Raw genomic sequence first — 19,417 nt, 5'->3', positions numbered from 1 at the left:
TCCTCCATGTCGGTGCCGGGGGTCAGAAGTGGTCCCAGCCGGCGGGCAACGCGGTCGTCTGGAGCACCCAGGCCCGCTCCAGGGTGTCGGCCGAGTCGGAGAGCCCGATCTCGCGCAGCACGTCGTGGGCGTCGGCGCCCGGCCTGCGTACCGGATGGCCCAGGCGGGGCGGGTTGCCGTGCACCCGGATGGCGATGCCGGGCATCACCACCTCACCGGCCTCCTCGGAGACCTGGGTGACCGCGAGCCCGCGCGCGTGGACGCGCGGGTCGCTCATCAGTTCCGCGAGCGGCGTGACCGGGTGCGCGCCCACGTCCGCCGCGGTGAGGCGCGCGGTCCACTCGCCGGCCGTGGCGGTGCGGAACGCGGTCTCTAGGACCTCGGCCACCGCGGCCTCGTCCGATCCGTCGACGCCGGACAGCGCCTCCAGGCCGGGGACCTCGCGGAGAACCGGCAGCAGGTCCGGGGACGCCCCGAGGAAGAACCATCCGTCGGCGGCCCGGTAGAACCGGTGCCACGCGCCGGTCCCGAGCGCCGTGGGCCCCTGCGGCTCGGCGGGGCCGTCCGCGGCGGGACGCAGCGCGTATCTCGCCTGCTGGTAGGTGCCCGTCTGGGTGAGCGAGGCGCGTACGTGCTGGCCCGCGCCGGTCAGCTCCCGGTGGTGAAGGGCCAGCGCGGTGGCGAATGCGGCCATGACGCCGGTGCCGTAGTCGAGCAGGTTGTAGGGGCCGAGCACGGCCGGCGCGCCCTCGCCGCCCGTGCGGCTCATGATCCCGGTCGCGGCCTGTCCCTGGGTCTCGTATCCGCGGCGGCCCGCCCACGGCCCGCCGGATCCGTAGCAGGTGACCGACACGTAGACGATGTCCGGGCGGCGGGCCCGTACGTGCTCGTACCCGAGCCCGTAGCGTTCTGCGGTCCGTTCGGGGAAGTTGCAGGTCAGGACGTCCGCGTCGGCGAGGAGCCGCCACAGGAGCCGCTGGCCCTCGCCGGTCTTCACGTCCAGGAGGACCGTCCGCTTGCCGCGGTTGACGAAGCCGTGCGCGCCGACGCGCCGCTGCGGCACGTTGATCTTCACGACGTCTGCGCCGAACTCGACCAGCATCCGCCCCGCGCTCGGCCCGGCCAGGATCTGGGTCAGGTCAACGACCCTGAGGCCGGCGTACGGAAGCGCGGCGGCCGGATCGCCCGCGGCCTCCGGCGGCCCGGCGGGACTCGCGCCGAGTTCCGCGAGGATCTCGGCGCGGTCCGCGTCCGGCAGGCGCCGCGGACTGGCGGGCGGCTCTGGGGCCGCCGACAGCCACACGGCGGAGCCGGGCATCGCCACCTCGCCGAGCAGCGGATCGTCGAGCACGACGACCTGCCCGGACGCACGGGCATGCGGCTCGTCGAGCCACTCGGCGGTGGTCCTGACCGCCGCGAGCGGCACGCCGGCCGCGTTGGCCAGCTCCTCCCACTCCCGGGCGGGCCGGGTGGCGAACAAGGCGGTCAGCCGCTCGTGCAGCACCCGCCGCAGCTCCGGCTCGCGATCCATGCGGGCGCGGTCGGTCAGCCCTTCGCCCGCCCACGCCGTCGCCCCGGCCGCGTCGAGGAACCAGGTCAGGAACCGGGTCGTCGCGCCGATCGGGTTGAACTGCACGTGGCGGCCGTCCGCGCAGCGGTAGGTGCCGCTGCCGTTGGCGCTGATCGCGCGCTCCGGCGGCAGCCCGCGCGCGACCGGGTAGGCGCCGCTCCCGCCGATGGCCTCGAACATCGCGTCGAACAGGGGGACCTCGACGCGGTCGCCGCGCCCGCTGCGGTGCCGGGCGGTCAGGGCCGCCACGATCGCGAAGGCGCCGCAGAACGCGGCGAAGTTGGACGCGACGGGGATCGCCGTGTAGGTCGGCCGGGTCTCGTCCCAGCCGTCCGGCACGTAGCCGGGCCGGATCCGGCAGTTGCCGGTGGCCGCCGCGATGACGCCCTCCCAGCCGGGGACGCCGGCCCGGGGGTCGTCGGCGGAGAAGCCGGGCATCGAGCAGTAGACGAGCCGCGGGTTGGCGGCCCGCGTCTCCTCCCAGCCGAGCCCGAGCCGGTCCATCACCCCGGGACGGAAGTTCTCGACGAGGACGTCGGCCCGCCGGACGAGGTCGCGGGCGACGGCCAGGTCCGCCTCGGTCTTCAGGTCGAGCGCGATGCGCCGCTTGCCCCGGTTGAAGAACGCGTCGTCGGCGGCGGGCACGCTGCCGGGCCGATCGACGTGGATCACGTCGGCGCCCTGGTCGGCGAGCATCAGCGCGGCCAGCGGGCCGGCGACGTGGTGGCCGAAGTCGACGACCCTGACCCCGTCGAGCACCCCGGCGGCCCGTCCACGGTCGCTCATCTCGCCGCCTCCCTGCTCTCCTCGATGACGCGCGCCGCGGGAGGCGGGTCGTCCGCCGGCCTGTGCAGCACGCACGCCACCTTGTGCTCCGCGCTGATCCGCAGCAGCGGCGGATCCACGTGCGCGCACTCGTCCGTGGCGAGCGGGCAGCGGGTGCGGAAGCGGCATCCCGACGGCGGGTTCGCCGGGTCGGGCAGGTCGCCCCGCAGCACGATGCGGCGGCGCGACCGCTGCGCGTCCGGGTCCGGCACGGGCACGGCCGACAGCAACGCCTTGGTGTACGGATGCCGGGGGTCCTCCGCGATCTGCTCGGCGGTGCCCTCCTCGACGATCCGGCCCAGGTACATCACCGCGATGCGGTGCGACAGGTGCCGTACGGTGGCGAAGTCGTGGGACACCAGCACCACCGCCTGCCCGGTGTCCTGCTGGATCGACAGCAGCAGGTTGAGGATCTCCGAACGTGTGGACAGGTCCAGCGCGGAGGTCGGCTCGTCGGCGACGAGCACGCTCGGCGAGAGCGCCAGCGCGCGGGCGATGCAGACCCGCTGCCGCTGCCCGCCGGACAGCTCGTCCGGATACCTGTCGACGAGCGCGGGGTCGAGCGTGACCCGGGCGAGCAACTGGGCCGCCCGCTCCCGCATCTCGCCCCGGCCGATCCTGCCGTGGACCAGGAGCGGCTCCGCGATGGCGTGGCCGATGGTCTTGGTGGGGTCGAGCGCGCCGTACGGGTCCTGGAAGATGACCTGGAGCCGGCCGCGCATCTCCTTCAGCTCGCGGCCGCGCGCCCGGCTGACGTCCTTGCCCTCCACCTCGATCGTGCCCTGGTCCGGCTTGAGCAGCCGGGACATCAGACGGCCCACCGTGGTCTTGCCCGAGCCCGACTCCCCGACGATGCCGACCGTCTGGCCGGCGAGCACGTCGAGGTCGACTCCGTCGACGGCGCGCACGCTCTCGAGCGGCCGGCCCAGCATGGTGCGGCGCAGCGGGAACGACTTGGTCAGGCCGCGCACCCGCACGACCACACGGTCCTCAGCCACGGACGGCCCCCTCGAGAATCAGGTCGCCGGAGGCGACGCGTCCGCACCGGGTGCGGTGGCCGTCGTCGACGGCCGTGTCGGCCTGCGGCAGCCGGCAGACGGACTCGACGCTGTGCTCGCAGCGGGGCTCGAACCGGCAGCCGCCCGGGAACTGCCCCGCCGAGGGGACACGGCCCGCGATCACGTTCAGCTTGGTCCTCGCCCGGCCGGACTGCGGCACGGAGGCCAGCAGCGCGCTGGAGTAGGGGTGTCGCGGCCGGTAGAACAGCTCGTCTACGGAGGTGCGCTCGGCGATGTGACCCGCGTACATGACGACCACGTCGTCGCAGAAGTCCGCGACCACCCCGAGGTCGTGCGTCACCAGGAGCACGGCCAGTTCGAGGCTGTCGCGCAGGTCCCGCAGGAGTTCGAGGATCTCCGCCTGGATCGTGACGTCGAGGGCGGTGGTCGGCTCGTCGGCGATCAGCAGCTTCGGCTCGCAGGCGATGGCCGCCGCGATCATGACCCGCTGCTGCATGCCGCCGCTCAGCTCGTGCGGGTAGGACCGGAGCCGGCGGTCGGCGTTCGGGATGCCGACCCGGGTCAGCAGCTCACGGGCCTGCCTGAGCGCCACCGAGCGCCGCTCCTTCAGGTGCAGCCGCCGCACCTCGGCGATCTGGTCGCCGACCGTCATCGTGGGGTTGAGGCTGCTCATCGGTTCCTGGAACACCATGCCGACCGGCCCGCCGCGGATCTGGCGGAGCTGACGGGCGGAGCAGCGGAGCAGGTCGACGCCGTCGAAGCGGATCGCGCCCGCGGAGACCCTGACGGCGGGGGGCAGCAGGCCGAGCACCGCCATGGAGGTCAGCGTCTTGCCGCAGCCGGACTCGCCGATCAGCGCGACCGCGCGGCCCTTGCGCACCTCGAACGTGACGTCCTGGACCAGCCCGGGTTGCCGTCCCGGCAGGTCGATGGTGAGACCCTCCACGGCCAGCAACGGCTCGCCGACCGGCTGTCCCTGTCCGGTGGTCATGTACGCCTCCTGAGTCCGACCGCATCGCGGATGGAGTCACCGATCGTGTTGAACGCGAGAACGGTCAGCACCATCGCGATCCCGGACGGCACCACCGAGAAGGGGGATTCGAACTGGTTGTTGTACGCGGACTTGAGCATCGATCCCCAGCTCGCGTCGGGCGGCTGCACCCCGAGGCCGATGAAGCTCAGGCTGGCCTCGGCCAGCAGCGCGACGCCCATGAGGATCGTGACCTGGACCAGCAGCGGAGCGGCGATGTTGGGCAGGATGTGCACCCAGAGAGTCCGCCGGGTGGACGAGCCGATCGCCTCGGCCGAGTCGACGAAGGTCTCCTCCGCGACCGAGAGCGTCGCGCCGCGTACGACGCGGAACAGTCCGGGCGAGAAGATGATGCCGACGGCGAGCATGGCGTTGACCAGCCCGGGGCCGAGCACCGCGACGATGGCCAGCGCCCCGACGAGGGCGGGCAGGCTCAGGATCGTGTCGGCCAGCCGGCCGGCGATCGCGTCCACCGCGCCCCGGCGCAGACCGGCCCACAGCCCGAGCGGCAGGCCGATGAGCAGCCCGACGCCCACCGCGATGAGCGGGGCGACGATGGCGATGCGGGTGGCCTGGATGATGCGGCTGGCGACGTCGCGGCCGAACTCGTCGGTGCCCAGCAGGTGGGTCGAGCTGAGCCCGGCGAACCTGTTGCCGAGGTCCTGGGTCTCGGGGTCGTGCGGGGAGACGAGCGGGCCCGCGATGGCCAGGAAGACGAGGAGGGCGACGAACCCGATGGCGGCCGCGCTGGCCGGGCGGCGCAGGAGCGACCTGGCGACGTGGCGCGGGCGTTTGCTGACGGTGGTGCTGATGGTGGCCGTGGTCATGCGGTGCGCACTTTCGGATTGATCCAGCCGTAGGCCAGATCCACGATGAGGTTGATCGCCACCACGACGACGGCGCTGAACAGGACGTAGCCCTGGATCATCGGGTAGTCCCGCTGCAGCACCGAGTTGATGGCCAGGGAGCCGAGCCCGGAGATGCCGAACACCGCCTCCACCACGATGGCTCCGCCCAGGAGCCGGCCGGTCTGCAGGCCGAGCACGGTCACGACGGGGATGGCCGCGTTGCGCAGGATGTGCCGGCGGATCAGCCAGACGCCCGACGCGCCCCTGGCACGTGCCGTGCGCACGTACGGGCGGGTCAGCACGTCGGCGACACAGCCTCGGGTGTGCCGGGCGAGTTCGGCGGCGGTGGCCAGCCCGAGCGCGGTGGACGGCAGGATGACGTGCGAGAGCCAGACGCCGAAGCCGCTCCTGACGTCGACGTATCCGGTCGCGGGGAGCCAGGGGTTGGTCAGCGCGAACACCGAGACCAGCACCATCGCCAGCCAGAAGCTGGGCATCGCGATGCCGAGAGTGGCCGCGGCCGACACTGCCCGGTCGATCCAGCTTCCCTGGGTGAGGCCGGCGGCGATTCCGGCCGTCACGCCGATCACGACCGCGACCAGGATCGCCATCGTGGTGATGACCACGGTCGGCGGCGCCGCCTCGGCGATCGTCGTCGCGACGGACCGGTTGGTGAACAGCGAGTCGCCCAGGTCTCCGCGCAGGATGCCGGAGAACCAGTTGAGGTACTGCTCGAGCACCGGCTGACCCAGCCCGAGTTCGGTGCGGATCCGGGCGACCTCTTCCACCGTGGCGTTCTCACCCGCGATCACCTCGGCGGGATCGCCGGGGATCAGCTGTACCAGCAGGAAGGTGAGTATCGACACCAGCCACAGAACCAGCAGGCCGCCGCCGAGCCGGCGTAAGACCATACGAGCGCTCACCGTCACCTCCGTCCACCGATGGGCGGAAACGAAGCTGCCCGGAGCGGGCACATGCCGGCTGCCTCCGACCACTTCGATCCACATGACCCTTGTCCGATAATGGGACAAAATGTGTAATAGTTGTAAACGCAATGCTGCACTGCGGGTAAGTTGACGTCAAGAGGGGGGCGGTCGGGTAAATGAGCGGTTTCGTGATTGTTACCGGAGGCGCTGGGGCGACCCCCCGTCCAAGCAGGACGAGGGCCCAGAGGGGTGCCAGGGATCAGAGAGCCACCACGTATAAACCCGCGCCGCGCACGAGCGCTGTGGTCCGCGGCACAGGATGAGGCCCTTCTCTTTGGCCTCCGGCACATGGCAACACCGGCACTCGACCCTAGGATTCACACATGGCCGCAGAGTCCCATTTCACCGGCCTGAGCAGCGTCGCCCGTGACTTCACCGAGACGACTCAGGAGAGCCGCACCCTCCGCCACCTGGTGGAGATCTACCGTCAGCTCTCCGGCCTCGCCCTGCAGGACGCCGACATCGGCACGGTCGTCCAGATGGTGGCCCACCGCACGAACGTGACGGTGACCGTGCTCAGCCAGAAGATGGGGATCCTCGCCGCCGCGTCACCGGGCGAAACCTACGAAAGCGCGGTCCAGTACGTCCACGACCACCTGATACACCCCCGGCTGGCGCACATGCTCACCACCGTGGGCAAGGACCGCCGCCCGCGCAGGTTCCCCGACCTGGCACGGAACGGCGCCCGCGTCGTCGCCCCGATCCTCGTCGGCGACACGGTGCCCGCCTATCTCGTCTCGCTCGTCGGCGCGGCCCCCGACCGGGGCGAGGACACCGACCTCATGATCGCCGAGCACGCCGCGACGATCTGCGGCGTCATCCTGGCCCGCGAGCGGGTCATCTTCTCGGCGGCCAGCCAGGTGCGCGACGACCTCATCGAAGGGCTGCTTTCCGGGTCGGGCCGGGACAACGACGAGGTCGTACGCTGGGCCCAGCATCTCGGCTACGACGCGGAGCGCGACCACCGCGTCCTCTCCGTCATCCTGGAGCCGCCCGCGGGCGACACCGGACGCCGCGCCGTCATCGCCGAACGCGCCGCCATGGCGATCGCCCGGCTGTTCGTCGCCCAGGCACCGGACGCGATCACCTCCGTACGGACCGACGAGGTGGTCGTCGTGCTGACCGAGAACGCCACCGGCGGGTCGCCCGGCCGTGCCCAGCAACTCGGCAACCTGTGCGTGCAGCGACTGGGGGCGCTGTTCCCCGACGTCGCCGTGTCCATCGGCGTCGGCGGCGCGTTCCGCGAGCCCGCGCACATCGCCCGCTCGTACGAGGAGGCGCGGCGGACCAACGAAGTGATCAAGCGGCTCGGCCGGCGCGGCGCCGTGGTCGAGTTCGACACGCTGGGCATCAGCAGGCTGCTGCTCCAGGTGCCGGACATCGAGACGCTGCGCGAGTTCGCCTCCGACGTCCTCGGCGGGGTGCTGCGCCACGAGAAGAAGCACCACTCGGAGTACACCTCCACGCTGCAGTGCTACTTCCAGGAGAACAACAGCCCGCGGCGGGCCTCCAAGCGGCTGCACGTCCACCCGAACACCGTCACCTACCGGATCCACCGGGTCGAGGAGCTCACCGGGCTCGACCTGAACACCTACCGCGACCGCCTCGCCGCGCAGGTGGCGCTGGAGATCCTCGAAGCCCTCGGCGGGTTGGACGGGTGAGAGCCGCCGTCAGTGCGTGACGTCCGCGGAGGGAGCCGCGCCCCCCGCCGTCACGACGGCGGCGGCGGAGTAGACGATGCCGCCCGACGAGGAGTCGATGTACCGCGGGATCCAGTTCTCCTCGTCCTCGACCGGGGTCGCGCCCCAGCCGTAGCAGACGTGGAACCCGGTCGAGGTGCGCACGCGGAACATGAACATGTTGTCCGACAGCCGGCGCCCCGGGCTGACGAAGGCGTCCATCTCCCGGCGCGCCAGGTCCCAGGCGACCTCCACCTCCTCCAGGGTCTCCGCCTCGATCATCACGTGTTCGAGCCGGAGCGTGTCGTCACCCTGGAGGAGGGCGATGCTGTGATGGCGGGGATTGCACCGCAGGAACCACATCTCCCCCAGCCCCCGGCCGAGGTTGATCGCGTCGGACACCTTCATGCCCATCACGCCGGTGTAGAAGTCGAGGCCCCGCTGCAGGTCGGGCACCCGCAGCACGACGAAGCCCAGACCGAGCTCGCCGGTGACGGCGCGCGAGGTCGGCCGCTGCCCGCGGTAGGAGCCGGGCGTCTCCTGCTGGCCGGTGAAGAACTCGTGCCGCAGGCCGAAGGGGTCCTCGAAGGAGATCAGCCGCTCGACGGAACGCGCCGCGGCCAGACTCGCGCCGCCCTCGGTGACGGCGAAGCCCGCCGCGGTCAGGCGCGCCGCCACGTCGTCCGGCGACTCGTCCGCGCCGACCTCCCAGCCGAGGTACAGCAGCCGGTCCGTGTCGCCGGGGTGGATCGCCAGGCGGTGCGAGCGGTCGCACCAGCGCACCCGCACCGTGCCGTCCTGGAGAAGGCGGGTCTCGAAGCCGAAGACGCGCGGGCCGAAGTCGAGCCAGTCCGCCGCCGCCGCGGACTGCACGCCGACATACCCGATGCTTCGCATACCCACGACTCCTCGCGCTCAAGGCCCGTCCAGCGCGCCATCGCAAGGATACGTGGCGGACCTCCAGCGAAGTCGTCCAGGGCTCTCCCGCTCAGCTCAGGGCGGCACGCAACACCGGCTCGATCTCGGCCGCGGCCTGCGCGCCGTAGGCGGCGCGCAGGCGGGCCAGGTCCGCGTCGGCGTCGACGGCCCACTCCTGGGCGCCCTCGCTCTCCAGCACCAGCGTGGCGACGAGCGCACCGAGCTGGGCGGCCCTCTCCGGCCCGAGCCCGCCGTTGCGGCCGGCCAGGAACCCGGCGCGGAACCCGTCGCCGACGCCGGTCGGGTCGGCGATCCTGACCGCGGGCACCACCCCGACGCGCAGGGCGGTGCCGTCACGGCCGGCGATGTCGACGCCGCGGTCGGACAGCGTCGTCACCCGGAGGCCGACCCGCCTGGTGATCTCCGCCACGTCCCAGCCGGTCTTTCGGATCAGCAACTCCAGTTCGTACTCGTTGGTGAACAGGTAACGGGCGCCGTCGACCAGGGCGCGGCACTGGTCGCCGTCGAGGCGGGGCAGCTGCTGCGAGGGGTCCGCGGCGAAGGCCACGCCCAGTGACCTGGCCTCCTCGGTCTGCGCCACCATCGCGTCGGGGTCGCTCGCGCCCACCAGCACCAGCTCGACGCCGTACGTCTCCACGATCGGAGCGAGCGCGATGTTCTTCGTCTCCGTCATCGCGCCCGCGTAGAAGGACGCGAGCTGACACTGGTCGTCGTCGGTCGTGCAGGTGAACCGCGGCGTGTGGGCCCCCTCCACGACGAGGACGCCGCCGCACTCGACGCCGTGCCGTTCGAGGAACGACCTGTGGTCGGCGAAGTCGGCGCCGACCGCTCCCACGAGCACCGGCCGCTGGCCCAGGACGCCCATGCCGAAGGCGATGTTCGCGCCCACCCCGCCCCTGCGTACGACGAGGTCGTCGACGAGGAAGCTCAGCGACACCCGGTTGAGCCGGTCGGCCACCAGGTGATCGGCGAAGCGTCCGGGAAATCGCATCAGGTGGTCGAGCGCGATCGATCCGATCACGGCGGTGGTTCCGGAAGGCACTGTTACTCCTCGGCAGGTTCAGAAGACGATCGTGGTGCGGCCGTTGACCAGGACGCGGTCCTCGCAGTGCCAGGCGACGGCACGCGCCAGCACGGTCCGCTCGATGTCGGCGCCGCGCCGCGCCAGCTCCCCGACGCTCGCCCGATGGGACACCCGGATGACGTCCTGCTCGATGATCGGGCCCTCGTCGAGGTCCTCGGTGGCGTAGTGCGCGGTCGCGCCGATGAGCTTCACGCCGCGCTCCTTCGCCCGCTCGTACGGGCCCGCGCCGGGGAAGGCCGGCAGGAAGGAGTGGTGGATGTTGATCACCGGTACTCCGGCGCGCTTGAGGAAGCTCCCGGAGAGGATCTGCATGTACCTGGCCAGGACGATCAGGTCGACGCGGCCGCGCAGCAGGTCGAGCTGGCGCTGCTCGGCCTCCTCCTTCGTGTCCCCGGTCACCGGGATGTGCTCGTACGGGACCCCGAACGAGGCCACAGTGCCGGCGAGGTCGGGGTGGTTGGAGACCACCTGGCACACCTCGACGGGCAGCTCCCCGCGGCGTGTCCGCCACAGGAGGTCGAGCAGGCAGTGGTCGTACCGCGACACGAACAGCGCCACCCGGGTGGGCGCGGAGGCGTCGCGGAACCGGAACTCCGCGCCGAGTCCGGCCGCCACCTCCGCGTGGAACTCCCGCTCCAGCCGCGGCAGCTCCGCGCGGAGGCCGGCCAGGTGGAACACGACGCGCAGGAAGAACCGGCCGCCCGTCGGCCCGGTGGAGTCCTGGTCGGACTGCACGATGTTGGCGCCACGCCGGTGCAGGAACGACGACACGCGGGCGACGATCCCCGGCTGGTCGGTGCAGGACACGACCAGCCGGCCGAGGTCGCCGGAGACCGTAGTGGTCACCGCAGCGGTCACAGCGTGGCGGGGACGGCGTCGGCGGACAGGCCCGCCGCGCGGCGCAGCGCGTCCGCCCGGTCGGTCCGCTCCCACGGCAGGTCCAGGTCGGTGCGCCCGAAGTGGCCGTAGGCGGCGGTCGGCCCGTAGATGGGCGCGTGCAGCCCGAGGTACGCCCGGAACGCGGCGGGCCGCAGGTCGAACTGCTCGGTCACCAGCGAACGCAGCAGCGCGGGGCTCACCCGCTCCGTGCCGAACGTCTCGATGTGCACGGACACCGGCCTCGCCACCCCGATGGCGTACGCCACCTGCACCTCCACCCGGCGGGCGAGGCCCGCGGCGACCACGTTCTTGGCGACGTGGCGGGCGGCGTAGGCGGCGGAGCGGTCGACCTTGGACGGGTCCTTGCCGGAGAACGCGCCGCCGCCGTGCCGGGCGAACCCGCCGTACGTGTCAACGATGATCTTGCGTCCGGTGAGTCCCGCGTCGCCGACGGGCCCGCCGACCACGAAACGGCCGGTGGGGTTGACCAGCAGGCTGCGGTGGAGCGCGGCGGCGTCGTACAGCTCGGCCGGCAGTTCCGGGACGACAACGTGGGTCCACAGGTCCTCGCGGATCTGCTCGGTGACGGCCTCCTCGGCGTGCTGGGTCGAGATCAGCACCTGCTCCACGCCGACGGGCACGTCGCCCTGGTAGCGCACCGTCACCTGGGTCTTGCCGTCCGGGCGCAGGTAGCCAAGCGTCCCGTCCTTGCGCACCGCGGCGAGCCTGCGCGACAGCCGGTGCGCGAGCGCGATCGGCATCGGCATGAGCTCGGGGGTCTCGTCCGTGGCGTAGCCGAACATCATGCCCTGGTCGCCCGCGCCCGCGCGGTCGAGCTCGTCGCCCGACAGGTCGCTGCGATGCTCGTGGGCCAGGTCGACGCCGCGCGCGATGTCGGGCGACTGCTTGCCGACCGCCACCAGGACGGCGCACGCGTCGCCGTCGAACCCGTACGCGGGGTCGTCGTACCCGATCCCCTTGACGGTGTCCCTGACGATCCGCGAGTAGTCGAGGAGCTCGGGGGTGGTGATCTCCCCGGCCAGCACGACCATGCCGGTGGTGACCAGGGTCTCGCAGGCGACCCGGGAGTGCGGGTCGGCGCGCAGCGCGGCGTCCAGCACGGCGTCGGAGATCGCGTCGGCGATCTTGTCTGGGTGTCCCTCGGTCACCGACTCCGAGGTGAACACGCGGTCGTCGTTGTCACGCGGCGAGGTCATCGGTAAGGCTCCTCATGATGTGGGGGGTCTCATCTGGTGTGGGGCTAGAGCTCGGCCCGTACGGCGGCGGCGCCCGCGACCATGGCCGCGAGCTTGGCCCGCGCGACGGCGCCGGAGAGGTTGCGCAGCCCGCAGTCGGGGTTGACGAGCAGCCGGTCGGCGGGGACGAGGTCGAGCGCCCTGCGGATCCTGGACGCGACCAGTCCCGCGGACTCCACCTCGGGCGACTTGACGTCGATGACGCCGAGCCCGACGGCGCGGTCCCAGCCGAACTTCTCGATCACCGGCAGGTCCTCGTAGCCCTTGCGGGCGAACTCGAGGACGAGCTGATCCACGTGGGCGTCCAGCACGGCCGGGAACAGGAAGTCGTAGTGCCCCTCCCACGAGGGGCGCGCGTAGCGGTTGCCGTAGCAGACGTGCAGGGCCCAGGTGACGTCGACGCCCGCGGTGACGATGTTGACGGCCTCGATCGCCGTCTCCACCTCGCCGGGGTAGCCGGCCAGGAAGGGCTCGTCGATCTGCAGGAGCCACGCGCCACGCGCCGCCAGCGCGCGGGCCTCGGCGTTGAGCGTCCGCGCGATCGCGCGCACCAGCTCGCGGGGGTCGTCGTACGCGTCGTTCGCGACCCGCCGCGACAGCGAGAACGGCCCGGTGAAGGAGAACTTCACCGGATCCGAGGTGTGCGCCGCGGTGAAGGCGTAGTCGTCGGCCAGGCGCAGCGGCACCGCCTCGTCCGGGGGCGGCAGCGGGGCGGTGACCCTGGCGTCGTAGTAGTCGAAGTAGAAGTCCTTCGAGGTCCTGGGCAGGTGGATGCCCGGCATCCTGGCGAGGAAGTAGTCGATGTCGTTGTCGCGGCGCAACTCGCCGTCGGACACGATGTCGATGCCGGCGATCTCCTGGTCGCGGAGCGCCGCCTTGATCGCCATCTCGTGCACGTCCTGGAGCTGGGCGTGGCTCATCCGGCCGCGGTAGTAGTCGGTCTTCAGCCGCTCCATCCACTCGGGGACGGGATAGGAGCCGACGACGCTGGTCGGAAGCGGCGGCAGGCCGGTCGGGACGGCGGGCATCAGTCCCTCACCTGCGCGGTCATCGTGACGATGTTCCCGCCCGAGCGGTGGGCGAACGGCGCGTAGTGCACGTCGAAGCCGTTGCGCCGGCCGACGTGGGCGAGCAGCGGCCCGTTCACCCAGTTGACGACGGACCCCTCGTACTTGCCCGGCCCACGGAAGTGGGTCCGGTAGGACTGGACGTCGGTGACGAAGATGTCGTGGCAGACGAGCCTGCCGTACGGGTGCAGCAGCCGCAGGCTGTCGACGAAGCTCGCCACGGCGCCGTTGCTGACGTGCATGCGCAGGTCGGCGCCTGACTCCAGCAGGGGCCGCAGCGCCTCCCCGCTCACGGACGGCGCGAGCGAGTACAGGTCGAGGCCGGCCAGCGGCACGTACCGCTCCTCCAGCCTGAGCGCGGCCCACACCTCCTGCCAGAAGGCGACGGCGGCGTCCGTGTCGGCGAAGCGTTCCGGTTCCGACTCGGCCAGCGCCGCCGGGCCCAGCCTGAGCAGCTCCCGCACCAGCGCGGGCAGCTCTCCCGCCGTGGCCCCGGCCGTCCCCGCCAGCTCCGCGGCGACGGTCCCGTCGAGGTAGGCGCGGGTCTGCACCTGGTAGGTCCGGCCGCCGAGCTGGGCGACCTCGTCGGTCGGCAGGTTGTCGTAGACGTTGGAGACGTAGACGAGGAAGGCCTTGTAGGTGAGGAGGCCGAGCGCGTCGCACGGCCTCGTGGCGTCGAGCGCGGACAGGCCGACCCGCGCCCGGTGCTCCCCTACGGCCTCGCGGGCCAGGTCGAGCACGTGCTGCGAGTAGTCGCACATCGTGTAGCGCAGGCGCCGGTAGTAGCCCCGCCCGTGCGCGCCGTCCAGCGCGAGGAACTCGTCCAGGAAGACCTTCGCCTGGCCGCCGTTGCCCACCCCGAGTTCGACGACGTGGAGCTCGTCCGGCAGCGAGTCGCTGTCGGACAGCGCGTCCCAGACCCGGAACAGGTCGCCGATCAGGTGGCGTGCGGCGTCGCGGTTGCGCGCGTCGCTCTCCCCGCCGGGCAGCGCCTGCTCGTAGCCCCGGCCGGTGGCCTTCTCCCAGAGGTCGAGGTCCTTCCAGTAGCGGGCGTTGAAGTCCCAGACGCAGCTGCGGCTGCCCGGGCCCCAGTCCTCCAGCGGGACGCGGCCGCCCGCGCGCTGCCGCCGCAACGCCGCGGCGACCTCCTCGGGGGACGTGACCGCGCTGCGGCGCACGTCGACGGCGATCTCCACGGTGTCGTCGCGGACGCCGAGCGGCACGACGGCGGGGCCGGGCCCGTGGCTGGGCAGGATCGGCCGTACGTCGACCACCTCGCGGAAGTTCGCCTTGTACTGGATCCAGTCGCACACGAGCCGGACCTTGCCGAGGTCGGTGGAGACCTCGCGCAACGCCCCGACGACGGGGGCGAGCGAGGTCGTGAGGTCCAGCGGGGTGGGGTCGTTGAGCTTGGAATGGGGCCGGAAGTCAACGAGCATGACCGGAGTCCTCCCTGAGGTCGTGGCGGGGGTGGTCGGAGGGCGCTGTCGCGGCCGGCGGTCTCGGGCCGACGCCGGCCCGCCGCAGAATGTCGGGAACGCCGTGTTCGTAGCCGAGCGCCATGAGATGGACGCCCGCGACGCCGGGAGTCTCGGCGAGCCGTTGGACGGCCTCGACGCACAGCCGGACCCCCTCCTCCGCGACCCGGTCGGCGGGCACGCCCCGCAGCCTCCGCTCGACGTCGCCGGGGATGTGGACGCCGGGGACGGCTGTGCGCAGATGGTCCAGCGCGCGCAACGACCGGATGGGTCCGACTCCCGCGATCACCTTGCAACGCTCCAGCACGCCGAGCTCGCGGACGCCGCCCAGCCAGCGTTCGAAGACGTCGAAGTCGTAGACGTACTGGGTCTGGACGAACTCCGCGCCCGCGGCGGCCTTCTTGGCCAGACGGCGGGCCCGGAACCCCAGCGGCGGCGCGAACGGGTTCTCGACGGTGCCGATCAGCCAGTCGGGCCGGGCCGACAGCGCGGCGCCGGACATGAGCTCCCCGTCGTCGCGCAGGGTGCGCGCGGTCTCGACGAGCTGCACGCCGTCGAGGTCGAAGACCGGCTTGGCCCCCGGGTGGTCGCCGAAGCGGGGGTGGTCGCCGGTCAGCAGCAGCACGTTCGGGATCCCGAGCGCGCCCGCGGCCAGGAGGTCCGACTGCAGGGCGAGGCGGTTGCGGTCGCGGCAGGTGAGCTGCATGACCGGCTCGACGCCCGCGCGCCGGGCGAGCAGGCTGCCCGCGATGCTGGACATCCGGACGTTGGCGCCCTGGTTGTCGGTGACGTTCGCGGCGTCGACCCAGCCCCGCAGGAACTCCGCCTTGCGGACGAGCGCCTCGGGGTCGGCCCCCCTGGGGGGTCCTATCTCGGCGGTGACCGCGAACCTGCCGGCGGCGAGCGCGGCCCGCAGGCCGCCCTCCCCCGGTGCGGCGTCGCCGCTCATCGCGGCCTCAGCCCCAGCTCGCGGCGGTGCGGCGGGCGGGCGCCGATCGGCACCGCCAGCTCGTCGTCACGGCCCTGCCAGTAGTTCACCCATGAGCTGCGGCCCTGTTCCCTGTGGTCGACAGGGCGCTGCAGCAGGTCGAGGTCGGCGGCGTGCCCCGCGTTCCCCGCCCGCTCGATCGCGGTGACCCAGACGCAGGTCATGGCGGGATGGACCTCGCAGCGGCCGGTGGCCGACACACCGCCGCAGGGGCCGTTGCGCAGCTGTTTGGGGCAGGTCATCGGGCAGGCGTAGCCGGTGGTGGGCAATGCGCACTGGCCGCACATCCGGCATCCGTACAGGTGCTCCTTCACCGCCCGCTCCGTCCGGGTGAACCAGCGGTAGGCCCGCGGCCGTCCTTCGATCCAGGCCGCGACCCTCCGGTACGCCGGGTTGGCGGCGAGGACACGGTGGAGCCCGTAGCTGAGCCGGGCGCCGACGCGGGGGACCACGGGACGAGGCCGGTCCTGTTCTTCGAGGCCCACGATCAACTCCTTGCGCGGCGGGGATGAGATCGAGGCTGCCAGACCCGCCTTCGCGTGTCGTAGGCCCGCGCACCAACAGTGGGGAGCCGCAAGTTGTGACGGCCCACAACGGCCGCCTGTGCCGGAGCGGGCGGCCGGTACACCTTTTGGCGCTGCCCGAAACCCCCCTATAGCGGGAATTCCGCCGGGTTATCCTCACCACGACGTCCGGTAGTGCCGTGCCGGGCGCCGGGACGACACGGCCGGGGCCGGGCCTCCGGTATCCCTCGGCATTCGGGAGCGACATGAGGTTCCAGGTGCTCGGCGAGGTGGGGATCGTCGCCGACGGGCAGGTGGTCTCGCTGCCGTCACGACGCCAGGTGCAGTTGCTGGCCCTGCTCATCCGCGCCCACGGCCGCCCGGTGCCGGCCGAGACGCTCGCCGACGCCCTGTGGGGCGGGCGGCCGGGCCCGCAGTCCGGCAAGAACCTGCAGGTGATCGTGCACCGGCTGCGCAGGACGCTGGACGATCCCGGACGGATCCAGCACGGCCGCTCGGATTATGCCCTGATCGCGCGGCCCTCGGAGGTGGACTCCTGGGAGTTCGCCGACCTGGTCGGGCGGGCCGGGCGGGCGCTGCGCCGGCAGGACCCCGAGGAGGCCGCCGTGCTGCTGGAGCGGGCGCTCGCGCTGTGGCGTGGCCGCGCCTTCACCGGCCTGGACGACCTGGCCCCGCTGGCCGAGGAGGCCGAACGGCTGGAGCAGCAGCGCCGATGGGCGCTGACCGAGCGCATCGACGCCGACATGGCCCTGGGCAGGCACGCCCGGGTCGTCCACGAACTGGTCGCGATGGTGGACGAGAACCCGCTGGCGGAGCCGACCGTGGCCCGGCTGATGGCGGCGCTGCATCACACGGGGCAGCGCACGGACGCGCTGGAGCTCTACCGGCGGACCCGTGCCGCCCTGGTCGGGGAGCTGGGGCTCGAACCCGGGCCGCAGCTGCGTGCGCTCCATGAGGCGATCCTGCGCGGAGACGGGGAGATCAGCCCGGCCGTCCCCGGCCGGCAGACGGCGCACGCGCCGCACGCGCCGCCGGGGGCCGCGCCGTGTCTGCTCCCGCCGCAGCTCGGCGACCTGACCGGGCGTGACGAGGAGCTGCGCCTGCTCACCGGCATCCTGCGCGAACGCTCGCCCGCAGGACCGGTGAAGTGCGCGATCTCCGGCATGCCGGGCACCGGCAAGACCGCCCTTGCCGTGCAGACCGCGTACGAGGCCAGAGAGCACTTCCCGGACGGCCAGCTGTACGTGAACCTGCACGGCGGGAGCGCACGACCGGTCGATCCGTCGCAGGCGCTCGCCCGCTTCCTGCGCGCCCTCGGCGTGCCGCCGTCCGCGATCCCCGACGGCCTCGACGAGCGGGCGGAGGCGTTCCGCGTCCGCCTGTCCGGCCTCCGGGTCCTGGTGGTGCTGGACGACGCGGCCGACGAGGCGCAGGTGGAACCGCTCCTCCCGGCCTCGGGCGCGTGCGCGGTGCTCGTGACGAGCCGCACCGCGCTGACCGCGCTGCCGGGCGCCCGCAGGGTCGCGCTCGGCGTCCTGCGTGGCGACGCCGCAGTCGAACTGCTCAACGTCGTCAGCGGCCGGGCCGGTGACGACGTCGACCCCGCCGCCGTCGAACGGCTGGCCACGCTGTGCGGGCGGCTCCCGCTGGCGCTCAGGATCGCCGGAGCACGCCTGGCCGCGCGTCCGCACTGGAGCGTCGAACGACTGGTCGCCCGGCTCGCCGACGAGCGCGACCGCCTCGACGAGCTCACCCACGGGCCGCTGTCGGTCCGGGCCAGCCTCGCCCTCGGCTACTCGGGACTGACCGGCCAGGGCCGTGTCCTCCTCCGCCGCCTCGGGCTGCTGGACACCCAGGACTTCGCCGGCTGGGTGGCCGCGGCGCTCCTGGACGCCGACCCGCGCCACGCCGAGGACGTGCTGGAAGGGCTGGTGGAGGCGCGGCTCGCCGAGTACGCGGGGCCGGACTCCATCGGCGAGCCCCGCTACCGCCTCCACGACCTGGTGCGGCTGTACGCCAGGGAGCTCGGCGCCGCCGAGGACCCGCCGGAGGTCGCCGGCTCGGCGCTGTCCCGGGTCGTCGGGTGCTACCTCGCGCTCGCCGAGCGGGCGCACCGGCTGCAGTACGGCGGCGACTACACGGTGCTGCACGGAAACGGCACGCGGTGGGACTGCGGTCCAGCGGCGGTCCGGCGGCTGCTCGCCGACCCGGCCGGCTGGCTGCGCAGCGAGCGCGCCGGGCTGGTGGCGGCGGTGCGGCACGCGGCCCGCCTCGGGCTGAGCGAGACATGCTGGGACCTGGCGATGACGGCGGTCACCCTGTTCGAGGCGCAGGGCCTGTTCGACGACTGGCGGAGCACCTCCGAGATCGCGCTGGCCGCGGCCAGGGAGGCGGGCGACACGCGGGGCGAGGCGGCGATGCGTTACTCCCTGGGAACGCTCGCGGTGTTCCGGCAGCGCTACGCCGACGCCCGCCCGCACGTCGACGCCGCGCTGCGGCTCTTCGAGCAGATGGGCGACCGGCACGGCCAGGCCCTGACGATCCGCAACGCCGCGCTGATCGAGCGGGTGGAGGGGCGGGGAGAGGACGCGCTCGCCAGCTACGAGCGGGCGCTGTCGATGCTGCGCGAGGTCGGCGACCGGCACGCCGAGGCACATGTGCTCGGCAGCATCGCGCAGATCCACATCGAGCACGACCGGACCGGGGAGGCGGGCCCGCTCCTGGAGACCGCGCTGGCCGTCTACCGCGAGCTGGGCGACCTGCGGGGAACCGCCCAGATCCTCAACCGGATGGGCGCCCTGCTGCTGCGGGAGGAACGGGCGGCCGCGGCCGAGGCGACCTACCGGCAGGTGAGAGCGGCCTCCCGGGCCGCCGGGGACCGCATCGGCGAGGCCCACGCGCTGCTCGGCGGCGGAGAGGCCCGGCTGCTGGCGAGGGACCTCGACGGCGCGGGCGAACTGCTGGAGGCGGCGCTCCGGCTCGCCACCGAGCTCGGCGAGCCGTTCGTGGCCGCCCGCGCGCGGCTGACCACCGGGCGGATCGCCGCCCTGCGGGGCGACCGGCGCCTCGCGGTGTCGCTGCTGGGCGAGGCGGCCGCGGCGTTCGAGGAGATCGGGCTGGTGCTCTGGCACGAACGGGCGACGCACGCGCTGCGCGCCCTCGACGGCACCGAGGACCCCGCGCAGGCGGGTTGAGCCCTCCGGCGCGGGGCCCGGCACGCCCGCATGGACGGGCGCGCCGGGCCG

Annotated in this window: 15 protein-coding genes; 2 read left to right on the top strand and 13 right to left on the bottom strand. The window is 73.0% G+C overall.

Annotated elements, in window-relative coordinates:
- Window positions 1–22: 22 nt before the first annotated feature.
- From HHX31_RS12105 to HHX31_RS12085, 5 genes are read right to left on the bottom strand one after another with little or no spacing between them, the layout of a single operon-like run.
- Entirely contained in the window at window positions 23–2,356 is a 2,334-nt protein-coding gene (locus HHX31_RS12105; protein WP_169948191.1) for a CaiB/BaiF CoA-transferase family protein, read from the bottom strand.
- Window positions 2,353–3,393 carry an ABC transporter ATP-binding protein gene (locus HHX31_RS12100; RefSeq protein ID WP_211589578.1) on the bottom strand — a complete coding sequence of 347 codons (1,041 nt, stop codon included), beginning with the start codon at window positions 3,391–3,393 and terminating at the stop codon, window positions 2,353–2,355. The genes HHX31_RS12105 and HHX31_RS12100 overlap by 4 nt, the downstream gene beginning before the upstream one ends.
- Window positions 3,386–4,405 (bottom strand): ABC transporter ATP-binding protein, encoded by a 1,020-nt coding sequence (locus HHX31_RS12095; RefSeq protein WP_169948189.1) that lies wholly within the window; start codon window positions 4,403–4,405, stop codon window positions 3,386–3,388. The genes HHX31_RS12100 and HHX31_RS12095 overlap by 8 nt, the downstream gene beginning before the upstream one ends.
- Window positions 4,402–5,271, bottom strand: coding sequence for an ABC transporter permease (locus tag HHX31_RS12090; RefSeq protein ID WP_169948187.1), 870 nt, complete (start codon window positions 5,269–5,271; stop codon window positions 4,402–4,404). Before HHX31_RS12090 ends, HHX31_RS12095 begins: the two co-directional genes overlap by 4 nt.
- Entirely contained in the window at window positions 5,268–6,215 is a 948-nt protein-coding gene (locus HHX31_RS12085) for an ABC transporter permease (protein ID WP_211589577.1), read from the bottom strand. Before HHX31_RS12085 ends, HHX31_RS12090 begins: the two co-directional genes overlap by 4 nt.
- Before the next feature lie 386 nt (window positions 6,216–6,601).
- On the opposite strand from HHX31_RS12085, the gene HHX31_RS12080 reads away from it, so the two are divergent.
- Window positions 6,602–7,939, top strand: coding sequence for a CdaR family transcriptional regulator (locus tag HHX31_RS12080; RefSeq protein WP_169948183.1), 1,338 nt, complete (start codon window positions 6,602–6,604; stop codon window positions 7,937–7,939).
- A gap of 9 nt (window positions 7,940–7,948) precedes the next feature.
- On the opposite strand, the gene HHX31_RS12075 is transcribed toward HHX31_RS12080, so the two are convergent.
- From HHX31_RS12075 to HHX31_RS35080, 8 genes are all read right to left on the bottom strand, one after another.
- Window positions 7,949–8,854 carry a VOC family protein gene (locus HHX31_RS12075; protein WP_169948182.1) on the bottom strand — a complete coding sequence of 302 codons (906 nt, stop codon included), beginning with the start codon at window positions 8,852–8,854 and terminating at the stop codon, window positions 7,949–7,951.
- A 91-nt stretch (window positions 8,855–8,945) separates the two neighbouring features.
- On the bottom strand, window positions 8,946–9,887 hold the full coding sequence (locus tag HHX31_RS12070) for a carbohydrate kinase family protein (RefSeq protein WP_169948355.1): 942 nt from the start codon (window positions 9,885–9,887) through the stop codon (window positions 8,946–8,948).
- Window positions 9,888–9,956: 69 nt separating this feature from the next.
- Window positions 9,957–10,826, bottom strand: coding sequence for a formyltetrahydrofolate deformylase (purU, locus tag HHX31_RS12065; protein ID WP_311931743.1), 870 nt, complete (start codon window positions 10,824–10,826; stop codon window positions 9,957–9,959).
- Between the two features lie 8 nt (window positions 10,827–10,834).
- On the bottom strand, window positions 10,835–12,076 hold the full coding sequence (metK, locus tag HHX31_RS12060) for a methionine adenosyltransferase (RefSeq protein ID WP_169948179.1): 1,242 nt from the start codon (window positions 12,074–12,076) through the stop codon (window positions 10,835–10,837).
- A 44-nt stretch (window positions 12,077–12,120) separates the two neighbouring features.
- Window positions 12,121–13,143, bottom strand: a complete 1,023-nt coding sequence (locus HHX31_RS12055; protein WP_169948177.1) for a hypothetical protein — start codon at window positions 13,141–13,143, stop codon at window positions 12,121–12,123.
- Window positions 13,143–14,621 (bottom strand): hypothetical protein, encoded by a 1,479-nt coding sequence (locus HHX31_RS12050; protein WP_169948174.1) that lies wholly within the window; start codon window positions 14,619–14,621, stop codon window positions 13,143–13,145. The genes HHX31_RS12055 and HHX31_RS12050 overlap by 1 nt, the downstream gene beginning before the upstream one ends.
- Window positions 14,611–15,609 carry a methylenetetrahydrofolate reductase gene (locus HHX31_RS12045; RefSeq protein ID WP_169948173.1) on the bottom strand — a complete coding sequence of 333 codons (999 nt, stop codon included), beginning with the start codon at window positions 15,607–15,609 and terminating at the stop codon, window positions 14,611–14,613. Before HHX31_RS12045 ends, HHX31_RS12050 begins: the two co-directional genes overlap by 11 nt.
- Window positions 15,606–16,133 (bottom strand): methylenetetrahydrofolate reductase C-terminal domain-containing protein, encoded by a 528-nt coding sequence (locus HHX31_RS35080; RefSeq protein WP_311931742.1) that lies wholly within the window; start codon window positions 16,131–16,133, stop codon window positions 15,606–15,608. Before HHX31_RS35080 ends, HHX31_RS12045 begins: the two co-directional genes overlap by 4 nt.
- 284 nt (window positions 16,134–16,417) lie before the next feature.
- Here HHX31_RS35080 and HHX31_RS12035 point away from each other — a divergent pair, with 284 nt between their 5' ends.
- The gene (locus tag HHX31_RS12035; RefSeq protein ID WP_169948171.1) at window positions 16,418–19,366 is read left to right on the top strand and encodes an AfsR/SARP family transcriptional regulator; all 2,949 of its coding nucleotides are present in this window, start codon (window positions 16,418–16,420) and stop codon (window positions 19,364–19,366) included.
- Window positions 19,367–19,417: the final 51 nt, after the last annotated feature.

Source organism: Microbispora sp. H11081 (assembly GCF_012999535.1).
Lineage (GTDB): Bacteria > Actinomycetota > Actinomycetes > Streptosporangiales > Streptosporangiaceae > Microbispora.
This window is presented reverse-complemented; position numbering and strand designations above follow the sequence as displayed.